The organism is Acinetobacter sp. 3657 (genome assembly GCF_031456775.1).
In the GTDB taxonomy this organism is placed as follows: Bacteria; Pseudomonadota; Gammaproteobacteria; order Pseudomonadales; family Moraxellaceae; genus Acinetobacter.
The window spans coordinates 90,828-108,710 of the sequence record NZ_JAVDVH010000002.1 but is presented as its reverse complement, the minus strand read 5'-3'; the positions used below and the strand labels follow the sequence as shown (position 1 = coordinate 108,710).

The window sequence follows — 17,883 nt, the reverse complement described above, 5'->3', positions numbered from 1 at the left end:
TTCTTCTATGAGTTGTTAAAATTTAACTTTAGCATAGAAAAGCTGAACCGTAGTTCAGCTTTTTCTATTTCGTCTGGTTTATGCCCCAGTCTGATAGCTCGCTTGTGGTACAGCCGTCGAAGCTTGATAAGGATTGGTAAAATCTTGAAGCCCAGCAGCCGCTTCATGAATATCCTTACCTTCTTTCACGACAAAGGTATCGAATCCAGAGCGTTTTAAATAATTTAAAACATCCTTAAAGATATCACCCACCGCACGTAATTCACCTTGGTAACCTTGACGACGCAATAACGCAGCAAATGAATAACCACGACCATCGTTAAAACCAGCAAACTCAATGAAAATGGCATCAAAATCATTTAATGGAAATTGATTCGTTTCAGGAGAATCATTCACGGTCAAATAAAGTGCTTTTTTACCTTGCACATTTTCCAATTGATCGATTTGCGCAGTTGTTACAACCACATCACCTTGAGGAATCACACCATCTTCAGCGATGACTTGATAAGTATTGTCGGCAATGGTGCCATCTTTAGAAAGCACTTGTAGCGTTGTATTAAGCATAAGCACGCTCCTTAAATGGTTGAATCCCCACACGACGATAGGTATCGATAAAACGCTCGTCTTCTGTACGTAGATCAAGATAAGTATTCAAAATCTCTTCAATCACATCAGGGACAACGTCCGCAGCAAAAGATGGCCCTAAAATATCACCAATCGATGCATCATGATCTGCATGACCACCTAAAGTGATTTGATAGAACTCTGCACCTTTTTTATCGACACCGAGGATTCCGATATTACCGACATGGTGATGACCACAGGCATTCATACAACCAGAGATATTCAGATCAAGTTCACCTAGATTGTAAACAGTATCTAAGTCATCAAAACGACGTGTAATCGCTTCTGAAATTGGAATCGATTTGGCATTTGCCAATGAACAGAAATCACCACCTGGACAGCAAATAATGTCCGTAATAAAACCAATATGCGCACGCGCCATATCGTTCTGGTCAAGTGTTTGCCACAATTCGAACAAATCTTTTTGTGGAACATCAACCAGTGAAATATTCTGTTCGTGTGTGGTACGGAACTCACCAAAAGTATACTTATCCGCTAAATCTGCGATTAAGTTCATTTCTTCAGAAGTCACATCACCTGGTGCAATACCTGCCCGTTTCAAAGAAATCGTCACGATACGATAACCTTTAACCTTATGGGCATTGGTGTTGACGTTAAACCATTGTTTGAATTTTGGATACTCAGCAAACAATGCAGTAAAATCTTGGTCTTCTAATGCTTGATAATCAAATGGCGTAAATTCTTGATCTAGTTTTTTCAATATTTCAGGTTGAATCTTTAATGATTCACGGGTGTGTTCAAATTCAGCTTCAACTTTTTGTGCAAATACTTCAGGCGTTAATGCTTTTACCAAAATTTTGATACGCGCTTTGTATTTGTTATCACGACGACCATGTAAATTGTAGACACGTAAAGTCGCTTCCAAATAAGCAATCAAATCTTCGCGTGGTAAAAACTCACGAATGACATTACCAATAATCGGTGTACGACCTAAGCCACCACCAACCATGATTTTATAACCCATTTCGCCCGCTTCATTACGTACCAGATAAATACCAATATCGTGGAATGCAGTTGCCGCGCGATCTTTTTCTTCTAAAGCAGAAACAGCGATCTTGAATTTACGAGGTAAAAAGGCAAACTCAGGATGGAAGGTACTCCACTGGCGAATTAATTCACAGGTCGGACGTGGATCAGCAACCTCACCTGCAACCACACCTGCAAATTGGTCAGTTGTGGTATTACGGATACAGTTACCAGAGGTTTGAACGGCATGCATTTGAACAGTTGCAAGTTCAGCAAGAATATCAGGCACATTTTCCAATGCAGGCCAGTTCAATTGAATATTTTGACGGGTTGATACGTGAGCATAACCACGATCATATTCAGTCGCAATTTCTGCAATTTTACGTAACTGTTTAGAATTCATTAAGCCATACGGCACAGCGATACGCAGCATTGGCGCATAGCGTTGCACATATAAACCATTTTGCAAACGTAATGGACGGTACTCATCTTCAGTCAATTTTCCCGCTAAATAGCGTTCTGTTTGATCACGGAACTGAGCAACACGTTGATTAATCAATTGTTGATCGAAATCAGTATATAAATACATGGCGTACGGCTAGTAAATTCATGATAAAGGCGACTAGCATAACCAGCTTTCCTTCATCAACAAAATGCTTTTTTTGCATATTTAATAACTGTTTTATTGATAAGCCTATATCACGACTCAAAAAAAAGCCCAGATGAATCTGGGCTTTCAATCTCCCCTAGCCCCTCTTTTATAAAGAGGGGAACTCCTCCCTTTATGAAAGGGAGGCTGGGAGGGATTTAAGGCAATGCGTACGCAACGAGGTAATCACCCATTTTTGTACCAAATGAACCATGTCCACCAGCCATAATCACCACGTATTGTTTGCCATTAATTTCATAAGTCATTGGTGTTGCTTGTCCACCCGCAGGTAAACGCGCTTCCCATAACTTATCACCATTACTGACATTAAATGCGCGAATATAATTATCTTGTGTCGCTGCTACGAACATCACATTACCCGCAGTCGACATTGGACCGCCTAGTCCTGGCACACCAATTTTCACAGGTGGTAATTGGAATAATGTTGGCAAACTATCACGAATCGTACCGATACGTTTCTTCCAAACCACATCATGGGTCTTCAGGTCGACACCAGCAACAAAGCCCCAACCTGGTTGCTTACATGGCAAGCCAAATGGTGAGAGGAACGGGCTAATATCAACACCATAAGGCGTACCATACATTGGCTGCATACCGTGTTCAGTACCCGCACCACGCGCAACCGCTTGACGATTTGGGTCTGCTGGTATTAAACGACTTACAAACGGTAAGCCAATTGGATTCATGACTGCAACTTGACGATCCGCATTGACTGACATGCCGCCCCACTCAAACACACCTAAGTTACCCGGGAAAACTAAAGTACCATTTTCAGATGGTGGCGTATAAATACCATCGTAGTTCAGACGTTTAAATTTCACACGACACATGAGCTGATCAAACATCGTGGCACCCCACATGTCTTTATCAGTTAACTTATCTTTCGGTGCTAAATTAAAGTCAGAGAACGGCTGAGTTTTTGCGTAAAACTCACCTTTGGTTTGTGGTCCCCATTTCACTGTTTGCGGTACTGGTTTCTCATTAATCGGTACAACAGTCTCACCAGTACGGCGATCTAACACAAATACATTACCTGTTTTTGTTAATACATAAATCGCAGGAATGGTTTGACCAGATTTATCTTGAATATCAGCGAGCGAAGGTTGCGATGGTACATCCATATCCCACAAATCATGATGTGTGGTTTGGAAATGCCAGACCAACTTACCTGTGGTTGCGTTAATTGCGAGCATTGAGTTGGCATAACGCTCTTTTAACTCAGTACGATCTCCGCCCCAAATATCAGGGGTACCCACACCTGTCGGCACGTAGACAATATCAAGTTTTGCGTCATAGGCAAGTGGCGCCCATGCATTCGGAGAGTTGTGAACAAAAGTTCCACCCTCACCTGGCAATGCATTTGGATTTTCAGCACCCGTATCAAATGCCCACAGCAATTTACCTGTATTTACGTCATAACCACGAATGACACCAGATGGTTCTTTATTCGAGTGGTTATCTGTCACAGAGCCTGCAATCACTACAGTTGTACCTGATACCACTCCCGGTGAAGTCGGGTTATAGCCACCTGGATAGGCAAAAGGCATAAAGGCTTGTAAATCGACTTCACCATTGTCACCAAAGTCAGAGCATGCTTTACCCGTATCTGCATTGACCGCAACCAAACGACCATCATTGACAGGAACAAAGACTTTACGCGGACATTCTGTCGAACTTGATTTTTTAGCCTGTAAGCTTGTTGCAAACTTGGTGGTATTATCCGCATCGTAGTACATCACACCACGACAGGTTAAGTGTTGGAAGGTTTTATCCGTTTTCAGTTTTGGATCAAAGCGCCATTTTTCTTGACCAGTTGCAGGATCAATCGCAATTAAATGCTGATGTGGCGTACACATAAACAGATTATTACCAATTTTGATCGGTGTAACCTGATTGGTGGTTTCACCTGAATCATTTTCGGTTCTAAAATCACCAGTACGGAAAGTCCAAGCAACTTTCAAATCTTTGACATTTTGGTCATTAATCTGTGCAAGTGGAGAATAACGCTCGCCACCTTGGCTACGACCATAAGCTGGCCAATCCTCAGGTGCAATCCCTTCAAGCGCTTTTGCTTGTTCAGGTTGCGGCGTTTCGATCACACCATTGATTTCTTGTGGATCATTAAAGATCGAATACACCATTACCACGATGGCAATCGCCAAAGTAGAGGATAATGCAACTTTACTTGAGGTCAGATTATCAATTCCTCGCGTTACCGCAGGAACTAAAAGCCACAAGCCTAATATACCTAATATATCTAGACGTGGTGCTAGTGCCCAAAAGTCAGTACCAACTTCCCAAACACCCCACACCACACTGCCTAACATCAAAGCTGCATAAACCCATAAAGGTCCAGATGCGCGCTTATACAGTTGCACCGCTACGATAAGCAACAACACACCAGCAATTACATAATAAAAAGACCCGCCGATTGCTGCGAGCCAGATACCGCCAACGAGCAAGAACAATGCAATGAGGGCAAGAATTATTACCGTCAATGTTCTAAGCCCCGATTTTGAAGCAGATTGATTCATACGATCACCTTGCATCTTTTGTATTTTGAGGTCCATCAACAAGACGATCAATCTTGTAAATGGTCGAGTTCAAATCACAACGAAAAACCTTGCAGATCTCACCCAATAGATGAATCAAATCTGCAAAATTTTTCGAATGTAGAATTAGAAAATAGTTTGGAACTTAATGCCGCCAACCCACGTTTTATCGCCATTCTTCAATGCACCCACATGGTGTACATATTGAATATTTGGTCGAATGGTTAGCCAGTTAGTCGCATGAATGCCGTAATACAATTCAGTGTTGTATTCTTCATTCAATAAACTGTTGTTTTTGTCATTGGCATGAATACGCGCAACACCCAAAGCAAGTTCGTCTTGGGGACGTTGATCAAGTAAGCCTTTATAAATCAAACCGACATTTTGCATGTCTTTGACTGAGTTGGTTTTAGAATCATGCACCGTGACATTGACGAAACCTGTTAGACCACGATCAGATTGACCATCATGACGGGTTAACTGTTGCTTGGCAGTAAACCAACCACCCTGCTTATGTGAAGTTTTCGCTGGATTCGCAATTTCTTCAGCATCCGCTGTACTGTAGTAATAGCCAAAACGGTACTCACCAGCTAAAGCTAGCTCGCCTAATTTTGGTGTCCAAACCACTTCTGCTGGAATAATCGCACCATGAGAGCCATCAGTACTTAAGTTAAAACCTTTGCCGCGCTGCAAGTTTTCAGGGTTATATTCATATGCCCCGATTTGCGCATAAAGATTTGGTTGTAGGTTATATTTGACACGCAATGCCCACTGGCTTACAGGCCAGTTGTACCATTGGTCACCCACCCAGTTACCGACTTGTGAACCACATAGTGCTAAGTTTTGGAAATCACAATCAAAACTGTTGAAATCTGCACCTTCACCAAAACGCCCGACTTTAATATCGAGCGCTTGATCTAAAAATTTCTTTTTGATCCACAATTCAGTTAAGCGCCAAGTTTGACCACGCCCCCAGACTTCTTGTGCAGAACTTAAATGTCCTTGCAAACCATCTGCAGTTTGCGACAACGACTGACCATCACGATAAGTTAAAGTGAGTTGTGCTTCGGTGTCTTGCCAACCTAAAATTTTATTTAGGTCGAGATGCGTGCCTAAAGCCAACTGTCCAGTATATTCACTGCCATGACTAGAATGCTGTTTGGAGTCTAAAACTCCTGCGAATTCACCCGTGTAACCTGCAGAAAACTGATAACCCTGTTCCTGTAACGCAGTGCGTTGACCGTTCCAATCACCAAACATCCACTGACCATTTGGATCAAATGCTGCGGCTGCTTGAGTATGATGTGAAAAAAGACTCAATGATAGAACGGATAAACAAGAAACAATCATAGATTTAGAGATTGTCATGTTTACGTAACCTTTTATGTTATTGTCTATAAAAGGTTACTCCGATTTTTAAATAACAATTTATTCAAAATGTTAACGATCTGTACAATATTTTAACAATCAGTGATTAAATGCACATATTTTCTACCATTTACCTTCACCCAAGCCCTGACCAATAAAAGCGTACTGCATTTTTGAACGTGAAAATTGAATCGGACAGCCCAATTGAGGCTCGGTCTGTTCAGCATTCTCAGATACCGGAACATCCACGACCCAACCTCGTTGTTGAGCAATTGTCGATACCAATGCCTCATCCAGCGTTAATACAGGTTCTACGCAAATATCTAACGCTTGGAATATTGACTGCCAAACTGCGAAGTCTTGAGTTTTAAATTTATCTTTTAAAGCTTGTTTTACTGTTTGACGATCTTCTGGATCGAATGATGTGCCTTTTGCCAAAAGTAATGGCAACTCTAAAGCAGCAGCTAAACCAGCCATGAATTGAGGTTCTAAACTCCCAACTGAGAAATAGCGACCATCTTTGGTTTCATAATAGTCATAGAAACTCGCGCCGTTTAACATTCCAGCTTCAGGTGCTTGTGGTGTTTTCCCAGCAAGACTGGCTGAAGCCGCCATACTATTTAGACTCGCCACACAATCGGTCATGGAAATATCAATATATTGTCCCATACCACTGCGTTGGCGCTCTACAACTGCGGCTAAGATTCCAATCACAGCATGTAAAGAACCACCTGCAACATCAGCAATTTGAATCCCCAGTGGCGGTGGTCCACTGTCTTGACGCCCACTATGACCTGAAATACCAGCCAGAGCTAAATAGTTAATATCATGCCCCGCTCGATCCTTATATCCTCCCGTTTGACCATAGCCCGTAATCGAACAATAAATTAAACGTGGATTTATCTCTGCCAAGGTTTCATAATCCAAACCTAGACGGCGCATTACATCAGGACGGAACTGCTCAAGCACAATATCAAACTCAGAAATTTTATTTTTGATCAGTTCAATATTTGCCGCATCTTTCAAATCTAGTGCAATCGACTGCTTATTTCGGTTGAGATAACTGTGTGCAGTGGCTTGACCATTGGCATAGGGTGGCATAATCCTTACAAGATCTGGACGCGTTGGAGATTCAACATGGATCACTTCTGCACCCATGTCTGCTAGATACATACTGGCAAATGGACCTGGTAATAATGTGGAAAAATCTAGGACTTTCAATCCCTTTAGTGCAGATGGCATAATAATTTTTACTCAATTTGTTCAAATTTTCTTTTATACTAGGTGTGGATAAACACAAAAACAATGTCATGTTCAGCCATTTACCTTGATAGTTTCGGCAATTTAACATGTACGCATTGGGCAATTATTTTTATTGTCAATTGCCCAATTTGATATTTTAGACGGTTATTTAGGTCAATTATCGTGAATAGTAAAGAAACTGAAGGATTCAATATGAGCCGTGATACGATCAGCATCCACTTCGTGAATGCGGCTTTAACAGGTGTAAAACGCCTAGGCATGGACGTTGAAACATTACTTTCACATGTCGGTATAGAGGCTGAGCTGCTGCGACAACCCAAAGCACGGATCTCCCCAGAGCAGTACACTCGCTTTGTCAAAATGTTATGGATGGTCACCCAAGACGAGCATGTTGGTTTCGATGTCCAACCGCGTCGTTTAGGTACATTTGCCATCATGTGCCAATTAATAATTCACTCGAAGACACTTGGACAAGCACTTGAGCTGTCATCCCAATTCTACAAACTGTTTGGGGATGAATGGTCAGTAAGCTTAGAACGCGATAAACATGAAGCGCGTTTGGTTCCACATATTCCTAAAGCATTAGACCCAGATCATTTCATCACTGAAAGTATGCTGATGATTTGGCATGGACTTGCCTCATGGTTGATTGAACGTCGTTTACCCTTAGAGCGTGTTCATTTTGGTTATGAACGCCCAAATCATGCCGATGAATATGATGCGCTGTTTTTTGCGCCTGTGATGCAATTCGACGCACCACGTACCGAAATTACTTTTGCCGCAGATTATCTTGATTTACCCATTCGTCAAGATGACAAAAGTTTAGAAGAATTCTTGAAAGCTGCACCAGCTCAATTATTGGTGAAATTCAAAAACACCAACTCGCTGACGTCACGTATTCGTGATGTGCTAAAAAGCCAAATCGGCGAAGAGATGCCAACACTCAATGATGTTGCGTCAATGTTGTATTTATCTCCACAAACCTTGCGTCGTCGTTTAGCTGCCGAAGGTAAGAGTTATCAAGGTGTGAAAGACGCATTACGTCGTGATGCTGCGATTCACTTATTGTTGACGCCGAATCTCACCCTTGAAGATGTTGCTCAACAAGTCGGCTTTAGTGAAACCAGTACTTTCCACCGTGCCTTTAAGAAATGGACAGGTGTCACGCCGGGTTTATATCGCCAGTTGCATGGGCATCACAATTAATTAGTTCGATATGGTGTTCAACTTATCAAAGTTGAACACTTATTAAAAATTATGGTATTTATCTACCATAGTTATCAACAATCAAAATGAATAATGATTTTTAAAAAAGGTGATTTTTCACATCCGCAAGTTCAGGAATTAATTCGTATCCATTTATATGGTATGCATCAAAACACCCCAATTGAAAATAGTTTTGCATTAAATCTAGACAGTCTACAAAAGGACAGTATTAGTTTTTATACTCTTTGGAATGAAGACAAATTATTAGGTTGCGGCGCTATTCAAGAATTGACACATCAACATGCTGAACTCAAATCAATGCGAACTCATCCTAATTATTTGCGAAATGGGGTAGCCACGCAAATTCTAGATTATTTATTAAGAATAGCAAAACAACGTCAATATCAAAAAATCAGTTTAGAAACTGGAAAAGATTCAAACTTTGATGCCGCAATCCATCTGTATAAAAAGTTTGGTTTCATACAAGGGGCGGCTTTTGCTGAATACACAGAATCTGAGTACAGCCAATTTTTTCATTTAGATTTATCAAATAAATGAAAGCAGTATATCTATTCTGTAAATAGCCACTGCTCTATTCCTTTGGGATAAAAAAGATGTCATTCCAACATATCAATCTTCTTTAAAAATTCTTCTGTCTGCTTAGGCGAAGTTAAACGAATAAATCGAATATGCTGATATTCTGGATTTTGCATCATGGCTAAATATCTGTGTTTATTTTGTGGATATTTCTGAAACATCCACAGAAAGATTGATTGTTTAGAGAGCATCATTTTCCAACTTTCTCTGTTATTAGAATTTTCCCATAGCGGTTTCCGACTCAGAGCACGCCACAAAGTTCGTTTCGTTAGTCGATATAAATTTATAGAAAATGAATAGTCGAGCCAAATGACGGTATCAACCTCAGACCAAATCATATCGATACTACGTGTATAAAGATTATCAATGACCCAACCTGTTGATGCGGCATCCATGCTCGATTTAAGCTTGCAAAAAAATGCATCATTTGGCGATTCCTGCCAATCATCCAGCCAAAGTAAATTATCAAGTTCGATATATTGCAATTGTCGTTTTTGTGCCAGTTTCCGAGCAAGCGTAGACTTACCTGAACCTGTTATACCAATAATATTAATGAATTTCATCAAGATAATTATGTTGAATTATGGCTGCCTATTTTACTGAACAATTCACTTATCAGACAATCCAGTAAATTGGCGAAAAACATCAGATTTGCCAATGTTTATCATCATTGCACTGACATTTAAATTGAGTACACTCAATACACAACAATTTTAAGGTGACACAAGGAAAAGCTATGAGCGAGGCCTATATTATTGATGCCATTCGCACACCACGCGGAAAAGGAAAAAAAGACGGCTCACTGCATGAAGTCAAACCTATTACTTTACTCACAATATTACTGAATGAATTACAACAACGTCATCAACTCGATACCTCAAAAGTCGATGATATCGTTTTAGGTTGTGTAACCCCTATTGCTGACCAAGGCGGTGATATTGCCAAAACCGCAGCGATTGCAGCAGGTTGGAATGATGATGTTGCAGGTGTTCAAATCAACCGTTTCTGTGCGTCTGGTTTAGAAGCCGTAAATATGGCAGCACAAAAAGTTCGCTCAGGTTGGGAGGATATCGTGGTTGCTGGTGGTGTTGAATCAATGTCACGTATTCCAATGGGTTCAGATGGTGGTCCATGGGCGCTTGATCCTGAAACCAACTTAAAATCATCTTTTGTTCCTCAAGGTGTTGGCGCTGATCTGATCGCAACGCTTGATGGTTATAGCCGCGAAGATGTCGATGCTTTTGCTGTAGCTTCACAACAGAAAGCTGCAACGGCACAAGCCAATGGATATTTTGATAAATCTGTAGTCCCTATCAAAGATCATTCAGGAGTAATGATTTTAGACAAAGACGAGTTCATTCGAGGCAACACCACCGTTGAAGGTTTGGCAAAACTGAATGCCAGCTTTGAAATGATGGGACAAATGGGTTTCGATGCCGTTGCACTACAGAAATATCCAGAAGCGCAAAAAATTAACCATGTGCATCACGCAGGTAACTCATCAGGTATCGTGGATGGTGCAGCAGTTGTATTGCTTGCTTCTGAAAAAGCAGTCAAAGAACAAGGCTTAAAACCTCGTGCCAAAGTACTTGCAACCGCATTGGTGGGTACAGATCCAACCATTATGCTGACTGGTCCTGCACCCGCTGCACGTAAAGCATTAGCCAAAGCTGGCTTAACCATTGATGACATTGACCTGTTTGAAGTGAATGAAGCTTTTGCCGCAGTGGTCATGCGTTTTATCACTGAACTTAAAGTTCCTGCTGAGAAAGTCAACGTCAATGGTGGTGCAATCGCAATGGGCCATCCATTGGGTGCAACTGGTGCAATGATCTTAGGCACTTTACTTGATGAATTAGAGCGTCAAGGCAAAAAACGTGGTCTGGCAACTTTATGTGTTGGTGGTGGTATGGGCATCGCTACGATTATCGAATTGGTATAAAAACTGGCTGCATTGATCTTGCCACGTTGAAAACATCTTCAAAAATGCTCATTTACACATCGTAAACTGCGCTTTTTCAGATATTTCCGCCTTGCAAGCTCTGCTTCGCCAGCGTTTTTAAGAAATAAATTTAGGACGATGATGTATGAGCGCTATTAAATACGAAAAAAACGCTGACAATATTGTAATTCTTACCCTTGATTCATCTGGTCAATCTGCAAATACCATGAATGCAGAGTTCCGTGATGCTTTAGATGAAGTGAGTCAAAAGCTCAAAGCTGAAACTGATCTCAAAGGTGTTATTTTCCGTTCAGCCAAGAAAACCTTCTTTGCTGGCGGCGATCTTGATGAACTGATTCAGGTTCAACCTGAACATGCCACTGAATTTTTCAACATGATTGAAAAGCTCAAAGGCGACTTGCGCAGCATTGAAACGTTAGGTGTGCCTGTCGTTGCTGCTTTAAACGGCACTGCCCTCGGCGGTGGTTGGGAAATCGCTTTAGGTTGTCATTATCGTATTGCCATCAATGATCCGAAAACCAAGTTCGGTTTACCTGAAGTGACCTTAGGCTTACTTCCGGGTGGTGGTGGTATTGTCCGTATGGTACGCCTACTCGGCTTACAAAATGCATTTCCATTCCTCATGGAAGGGAAACAGTTTGGTGTAGATAAAGCAAAATCTCTCGGTTTAATACATGACACGGCTGAGAATGAACAAGAGCTGTTAGATAAAGCCATTGCTTGGATCAAAGCCAATCCAAAGTCTCAACAACCCTTTGATGTGAAAGGCTACAAAATCCCGGGTGGCGATCCAAAAACCCCAGCAGTCGCTCAAGTGCTTGCGATTGCACCAGCCATGCTGCGTGATAAAACCAAAGGCTGCTACCCTGCACCTGAAGCCATCATGGCCGCGGCAGTTGAAGGTGCACAAGTTGATGTGGATACCGCTTTACGCATCGAATCTCGCTACTTTGCCCAATTAACAATTGGGAATGTCGCCAAGAATATGATTGGTACTTTTTGGCATGGTCTGAATGCGATCAAGTCAGGCGCAAGTCGTCCTGCCGATGTCGCAAAATGGCAAGCGAGCAAAGTCGGTGTACTTGGTGCAGGTATGATGGGTGCAGGTATTGCCTATTCAACCGCGATCAAAGGCACACCTGTCGTACTCAAAGACGTATCTGTCGAAAATGCAGAAAAAGGCAAAGCTTATTCGCAGAAACTATTGGATAAACGCGTTTCACAAGGTCGTATGACTGCGGAAAAACGTGATCAGGTTTTAGCATTGATTACCGCCACAGCAGATGCAGCAGACCTACAAGGCTGTGATTTGATTATTGAAGCAGTGTTTGAGAATCAAGCACTCAAAGCCAAAGTCACCCAAGAAGCTGAACAGTATTTAGTCGAAGGTGGTATTTTTGCATCAAATACCTCGACATTACCTATCACGGGTTTAGCGCAAGCTAGCAAAGATGACAAAGCATTTATTGGCTTACACTTCTTTAGCCCAGTCGACAAAATGCAATTGGTTGAAATCATCAAAGGCAAAAACACATCTGCTGAGACTTTAGCGAAAGCCTATGACTTCGTTCAACAAATTGGAAAAATCCCAATTGTAGTCAATGACAGTCGTGGCTTCTTTACCAGTCGCGTGTTTGGTACGTTTATTCAAGAAGGTATGCGCTTACTGGCTGAAGGTGTACACCCTGCCAAAATTGAAATGGCGGCACTGAAAGCAGGTATGCCCGTTGGTCCACTCGCCATTCAGGATGAAGTGTCACTCACTTTGACTGAACACATTACCAATGAAACTCGTAAAGCACTACAAGCCGAAGGCAAAGACTTACCCAAAACACCTGTGGATGATGTGGTACACAGCATGGTTCACGAGTTAGACCGTAAAGGTAAAGCTGCGGGTGCAGGTTTCTATGAATATCCTGAAAGTGGTAAAAAGCATCTATGGGATGGACTCAGCCGTTGGCAGAAAGACAATGACATTTCTGAACAAGAAATGATTGATCGCTTCTTGTTTGTTCAAGCACTTGATACTTTGCGTTGTTATGAAGAAGGCGTTTTGGAATCTGTGATTGATGCCAATGTCGGCTCGATTTTTGGAATTGGTTTTGCACCGTGGACTGGCGGCGCGATTCAGTTCTTAAATCAGAATGGTATTGAAAAATCATTGCAACGTGCTGAACAATTGGCTGCTCAATATGGTGAACGTTTCAATCCACCACAATTGTTGAAAGACAAAGCACAAAAGAAAGAAATCATCCAATAATTGATTTCTTTCTAATAAGTTAAAGCCCATATCGATCGTCATGATCGATCTGGGCTTTTTACTATTCGACAAAATCACTGCAAAACTTCTGCCTAATACATCACAAAATATGCTATAAATTCTCCTAATTCTGCCTTATTTTTTGTCCTTTGGAAATTTGTCTTATGTCTGAGAAATTGTGCCCAGAAACTTCACCTTGGGGGTGGAAAGCGCTGATTATCACGATCATTCTAAGCTTTGTTTTTATGGTTATTTTTTACTTAGCGATTACCAACGAACCTGACTATATGCCAAGTCACAAACAAACCAGTAGCCAACAACATGCATTGAAAACTGCACCAGCAATGTCTCCTGAAGCCTTAGAAGCGGCTAAAAAAAATGCGGCAGCAACAGTTGCCCCTGAATCAGAGCATCATCAGCACTAAAGTGCTATTGTCGAACATGATAAATCCGTGTTAAACAGGGATTTATCATGTTATTCGAGATTTTCAATGCTTCAACAAAATCGTCAGGCACTCGTCGTTGAAGGTGGTGGAATGCGTGGTGCATTTACCAGCGGTGTCTTAGATGCATTTTTACAGCAACAATTTAATCCTTTCGATCTGTGTATTGGTGTTTCCTCAGGCTCAACCAATGTTGCAAATTATCTTGCAGCCCAACACGGACGTACACTAGAAATTTGTCTAGATCACTCCCTTCGTTCTGAATTCATCCATTATGGTCGCTTTTTCAAAGGCGGTGACTTACTCGATTTAAAATGGATGTGGGATGTGGTGGAAAAAGAGCATCCACTAAATCAAAGCCATCTATTTTCCAATCATCCAGAATTTTATATGGTGCTGACTCATGCCATTTCAGGTGAAGCAACCTATATCAGAGCCTCTAGAGACAATATTCTTGATGGGTTAAGAGCATCCAGTTCTATTCCTGTGCTGACACGTCAAGCCGTTGAAGTCTTCGGTGAACCTTACTTTGACGGTGGAGTGGCAGATGCATTGCCTGTGCATTGGGCAGCCAAACAAGATCATGTTTCCAAACTGATGGTATTGCGAACGCGCCCTAAGAATTACTATAAAGCCAGTAGCAAAGGCGATCAGTTTTTGGCGAAATATTTATTTAAACAACAACATGGTTTTGCTCAAAGTCTACTAGCAAGAACCCAACGTTATAATGATGCGGTCAATTTCGTACGCTCGTCATCGGAACAAAAAATCCTAGAAGTCTGCCCACCTGATTTAAAAAACATGGCAAGTCGACTTTCCAAAAATAAAGCGAAGATTCGCTATAGTTATGATGTCGGCGTAGAAACAGGTCTAAAAGCCATTGAAGACTGGCATTCTCTTTAGACCTGATAATCTTCCGAGTTTATAAGCTAAACAAAAGAAACGATTAGATCGCTTCCATCATTAATCACATCCTCTTTGTGTTTCTTCTATCGGGAGGAGCACAAGGAATCGTGTAAGAAGTCTATTTAAGGTATTGCACAACAAAGCATAAACCTCTCCAAGTCCCCCCCTTGTCAACGGATATAAAAAAGGCGCAAAATCAAATTTTTATATTTGGAATCTCTTATGAGCAATCAACCATCCCCACAAAAAGATTCAAATGAAACGGTATTGGGATGGAAGTTTGTCATCATTGTTGGGATATTAAGCACGATCTTTTTAAGCTTTTTCTATTTGGCGATGACCCAAGAGCCTGACTATATGCCTGGCGCTCAACGTAAAATTCAACAAGAAAAAGAGCTGAACCATAGCCATTCCGCAGCCTCAGAAGTTGCGGAACAACATCAACATCCTTAATACCCATTCAAACCACCAAGCAATCAAATAAGTGATGAGTTCACCTGCTGACTCGACTTATTTGATGATTGGCATCATCATTTCAATATGCGGAATACCACACTCATCATATTCATCACCTTGCACCGTAAATCCAAGCTTTTCATAAAATGAAGTCGCATGCGTTTGTGCAGATAGCTGTAACAATGGATGATTTTGGGATTTAGCATAAGCAATCATATCAAGCATGATCAATCGCCCAATGCCCTGCCCTCGGTATTCTGGTAGTACCGCAACACGTCCTAGATGATGATCTGGCAATAACCGAGCCGTCGCAATCGCTCGATCTTGGTCATAAACCACAAAATGTTGTGACACTGGATCTTGATCATCCCATTCATCTTGTTCAGGAATATTCTGTTCCTGAATAAAGACCAATTCTCGAATGAATTTAGCGTCTTGCTGTAGCTGCAATTGACTCCATTGCCCATTTTCAACTTTAAACATATCTTTCTCAGTTTGAATTAACATTTACAACCCAAGTTCTCGATTGGCATTTGATCTTGCAACAACAATTCCAAACTTTGTTTTTCAATGCCATACATGGTTTTCAAGGCTTGAATTTGTTGCATAATTTTAGGGTCAGGTTGTTGAACATTTTTACGCTTGGTCGCCAAGATCATCTTGTTTTTACTGGTATGTTCCAAAGACACGAATTCAAACACTTTGGTTTCATAGCCATAAGCCTTAAGCAACAAAGCACGTAAAGTATCTGTAAGCATTTCTGCCTGTTGCCCAGCATGAATCCCAAATTGCAACATCGGTTGCAACACTTCTGGACTTTTGAGTTGTGGTCTTAATTCTTTATGACAACACGGTGCGCACATGATCATCGAAGCATTGAGACGGATCCCTGTATGAATCGCAAAATCCGTTGCCACATCACAGGCATGCAGTGCGATCATCACATCTAAGTCACTCGAACGAGGTTCTCGCCTTGCGCTCGGATGAAGCGATGCTTCATTTAATCCTCGCTCATCATCAGGTTGATAACTACGTACGTCCCCCTCAAAGAAATCGAGGTGATTAAATCCTACCTCATCAGCCACTTTCTGACAAAACTCAACCAAGTTTGAGCGGAGTTCAACCCCAGTAATCAGTGGTGTCTTGCCTTGTGCTTGTAAATAATCATATAAGGCAAACGTTAAATAGCCTTTACCTGAACCAAAATCAACGATCTTCAATGCTTGTTGTGAGGCATCAATTTGCTCATAGGCATTGGAAAAGATCTCGATAAACTTATTAATCTGTTTCCATTTACGCGCCATGCTTGGAATAATTTGGCCATTGGCATCGGTAATACCTAAATGTGTTAAGAACGGACTTTGCTGTTGAATATAACGTTGCTTTTCCCGATTGTGCTGTTGTTCAACGATGCCTGTTGCCTGTTTTTTCTGTGCATTTAACATGGCTTTCTTTTTATTTTTCTTGAGTTGAATCTCTTGTGTTGCGCTAAATAAATTCGCCTGCTTAGACTGAGCTAACAATGCTGCAATTCTCTCTACACCCTCGTCCATAGTATAGTTCTTGGTGATGTCTTGCGTCTTATGGTGATATAAACAGGACAAAACCGCCCGCCCTTGCAGCTCAATAATCCGAAACGTCATTTTCTCTAAATCTGCCAACTCACCTTTATATTGACTGAGAATCAGGCGATCAAAACTTCTATTTTCAATAGCTTGCTGTACTTCTAGAAAAAACTGCTGTTCTTGTTCAAAAGAAAAAATCGGCGCAAACATAATGAAAACCTAACAAATAGAAACTAAATTTTAAAGCGTCTTACTTTAAAAGGGAAATTGCATTACGATACAGTCGTATTTTTATGCAAAGCGTATTGCCATGAACATGAACTCACTGTTGGATTATGATCCAAAAGAAGAACGACTAAACGCTTATAGTCATGCTATTGGCGCAATATTCGCTTTAATTGCCTCAATTTTTCTCATTATCAAAGGTTACTATCTCCCTTTAGCTCAATGGATGAGTTTATGGATCTATGGTTTTAGTCTGGTGCTATTACTCCTTAGCTCAACGCTCTACCACTTCGCCCAAGATGAAAACAAACGATATTGGTATAAAAAACTAGATCATACGGCGATTTATTATCTCATCGCAGGGACATACACGCCTTTTTTAAGTATCGCGATTCCAACGGCAAAAGCACATTACCTACTCATTGCACTTTGGGTTATCGCAATGATCGGAACACTGTTTAAATTAGTGTTCATTCACCGTTTCCAAAAGCTTTCACTGGCAGCGTATTTGGTCATGGGTTGGCTCGCTGTTCTACTGATGGATGATATGCAACTCTATCTCTCTCGAGAGGCGCTAGAGCTATTAATCGCAGGTGGACTGGCTTATACCGTCGGTACATTGTTTTATGCCTTAAAAAAGGTAAGATATAGCCACGCAATTTGGCATGTTTTTGTGCTGCTAGGAGCAGGGTTACATTTTTTAGCGATCTACTGTTATGTCCTATGATGAGCACCAATAAATACGCGCTCCATAACATCAGGTTTCCTGAGTAAACTCCGCATTAAAAAAGGAATATC

The 17,883-nt window shown here is 41.3% G+C and carries 16 protein-coding genes; 8 read left to right on the top strand and 8 right to left on the bottom strand.

Going from position 1 to position 17,883, the window contains the following annotated elements; translation table 11 throughout:
• Nucleotides 1–78 precede the first annotated feature (78 nt).
• The 5 genes from J2Y37_RS03705 to J2Y37_RS03685 form a co-directional block, all read right to left on the bottom strand.
• On the bottom strand, nucleotides 79–564 hold the full coding sequence (locus J2Y37_RS03705) for a DUF934 domain-containing protein (protein WP_349031914.1): 486 nt from the start codon (nucleotides 562–564) through the stop codon (nucleotides 79–81).
• On the bottom strand, nucleotides 557–2,200 hold the full coding sequence (locus tag J2Y37_RS03700) for a nitrite/sulfite reductase (protein WP_349031913.1): 1,644 nt from the start codon (nucleotides 2,198–2,200) through the stop codon (nucleotides 557–559). Before J2Y37_RS03700 ends, J2Y37_RS03705 begins: the two co-directional genes overlap by 8 nt.
• Before the next feature lie 218 nt (nucleotides 2,201–2,418).
• Nucleotides 2,419–4,815 carry a glucose/quinate/shikimate family membrane-bound PQQ-dependent dehydrogenase gene (locus tag J2Y37_RS03695; protein WP_349031912.1) on the bottom strand — a complete coding sequence of 799 codons (2,397 nt, stop codon included), beginning with the start codon at nucleotides 4,813–4,815 and terminating at the stop codon, nucleotides 2,419–2,421.
• A gap of 144 nt (nucleotides 4,816–4,959) precedes the next feature.
• Nucleotides 4,960–6,201 carry a carbohydrate porin gene (locus tag J2Y37_RS03690; RefSeq protein WP_349031911.1) on the bottom strand — a complete coding sequence of 414 codons (1,242 nt, stop codon included), beginning with the start codon at nucleotides 6,199–6,201 and terminating at the stop codon, nucleotides 4,960–4,962.
• A gap of 123 nt (nucleotides 6,202–6,324) precedes the next feature.
• Entirely contained in the window at nucleotides 6,325–7,443 is a 1,119-nt protein-coding gene (locus J2Y37_RS03685) for a CaiB/BaiF CoA-transferase family protein (protein ID WP_349031910.1), read from the bottom strand.
• A gap of 213 nt (nucleotides 7,444–7,656) precedes the next feature.
• Between J2Y37_RS03685 and J2Y37_RS03680 the strand changes: the two genes are divergently transcribed.
• Both J2Y37_RS03680 and J2Y37_RS03675 read left to right on the top strand, forming a co-directional pair.
• Complete coding sequence (locus tag J2Y37_RS03680) at nucleotides 7,657–8,670, top strand: AraC family transcriptional regulator (protein WP_005195376.1); 1,014 nt, start codon at nucleotides 7,657–7,659, stop codon at nucleotides 8,668–8,670.
• 93 nt (nucleotides 8,671–8,763) lie between these two features.
• Nucleotides 8,764–9,228 (top strand): GNAT family N-acetyltransferase, encoded by a 465-nt coding sequence (locus tag J2Y37_RS03675; protein ID WP_349031909.1) that lies wholly within the window; start codon nucleotides 8,764–8,766, stop codon nucleotides 9,226–9,228.
• Between the two features lie 59 nt (nucleotides 9,229–9,287).
• Here J2Y37_RS03675 and J2Y37_RS03670 read toward each other — a convergent pair whose 3' ends face one another.
• On the bottom strand, nucleotides 9,288–9,830 hold the full coding sequence (locus tag J2Y37_RS03670) for a hypothetical protein (RefSeq protein ID WP_349031908.1): 543 nt from the start codon (nucleotides 9,828–9,830) through the stop codon (nucleotides 9,288–9,290).
• 173 nt (nucleotides 9,831–10,003) lie between these two features.
• Between J2Y37_RS03670 and J2Y37_RS03665 the strand changes: the two genes are divergently transcribed.
• The 5 genes from J2Y37_RS03665 (at nucleotide 10,004) to J2Y37_RS03645 (ending at nucleotide 15,292) form a co-directional block, all read left to right on the top strand.
• A complete protein-coding gene (locus J2Y37_RS03665) occupies nucleotides 10,004–11,209 on the top strand; it encodes an acetyl-CoA C-acetyltransferase (protein ID WP_349031907.1) in 1,206 nt (401 codons plus the stop codon).
• A 145-nt stretch (nucleotides 11,210–11,354) separates the two neighbouring features.
• Nucleotides 11,355–13,490, top strand: coding sequence for a 3-hydroxyacyl-CoA dehydrogenase NAD-binding domain-containing protein (locus J2Y37_RS03660; protein WP_349031906.1), 2,136 nt, complete (start codon nucleotides 11,355–11,357; stop codon nucleotides 13,488–13,490).
• A 164-nt stretch (nucleotides 13,491–13,654) separates the two neighbouring features.
• Nucleotides 13,655–13,915 carry a hypothetical protein gene (locus J2Y37_RS03655; protein ID WP_004669488.1) on the top strand — a complete coding sequence of 87 codons (261 nt, stop codon included), beginning with the start codon at nucleotides 13,655–13,657 and terminating at the stop codon, nucleotides 13,913–13,915.
• A 66-nt stretch (nucleotides 13,916–13,981) separates the two neighbouring features.
• Nucleotides 13,982–14,836, top strand: a complete 855-nt coding sequence (locus J2Y37_RS03650) for a patatin family protein (protein WP_349031905.1) — start codon at nucleotides 13,982–13,984, stop codon at nucleotides 14,834–14,836.
• A gap of 225 nt (nucleotides 14,837–15,061) precedes the next feature.
• Complete coding sequence (locus J2Y37_RS03645) at nucleotides 15,062–15,292, top strand: hypothetical protein (RefSeq protein ID WP_005195365.1); 231 nt, start codon at nucleotides 15,062–15,064, stop codon at nucleotides 15,290–15,292.
• A gap of 57 nt (nucleotides 15,293–15,349) precedes the next feature.
• Here the strand turns inward: J2Y37_RS03645 and J2Y37_RS03640 are convergent, their stop codons facing one another.
• The gene (locus tag J2Y37_RS03640) at nucleotides 15,350–15,802 is read right to left on the bottom strand and encodes a GNAT family N-acetyltransferase (protein ID WP_349031904.1); all 453 of its coding nucleotides are present in this window, start codon (nucleotides 15,800–15,802) and stop codon (nucleotides 15,350–15,352) included.
• Nucleotides 15,796–17,070: an SAM-dependent methyltransferase gene (locus J2Y37_RS03635; protein ID WP_349031903.1), complete on the bottom strand. Its 1,275-nt coding sequence runs from the start codon at nucleotides 17,068–17,070 to the stop codon at nucleotides 15,796–15,798. The genes J2Y37_RS03640 and J2Y37_RS03635 overlap by 7 nt, the downstream gene beginning before the upstream one ends.
• A gap of 100 nt (nucleotides 17,071–17,170) precedes the next feature.
• Between J2Y37_RS03635 and J2Y37_RS03630 the strand changes: the two genes are divergently transcribed.
• Complete coding sequence (locus J2Y37_RS03630) at nucleotides 17,171–17,812, top strand: hemolysin III family protein (protein WP_349031902.1); 642 nt, start codon at nucleotides 17,171–17,173, stop codon at nucleotides 17,810–17,812.
• The last annotated feature ends 71 nt before the right edge of the window (nucleotides 17,813–17,883 follow it).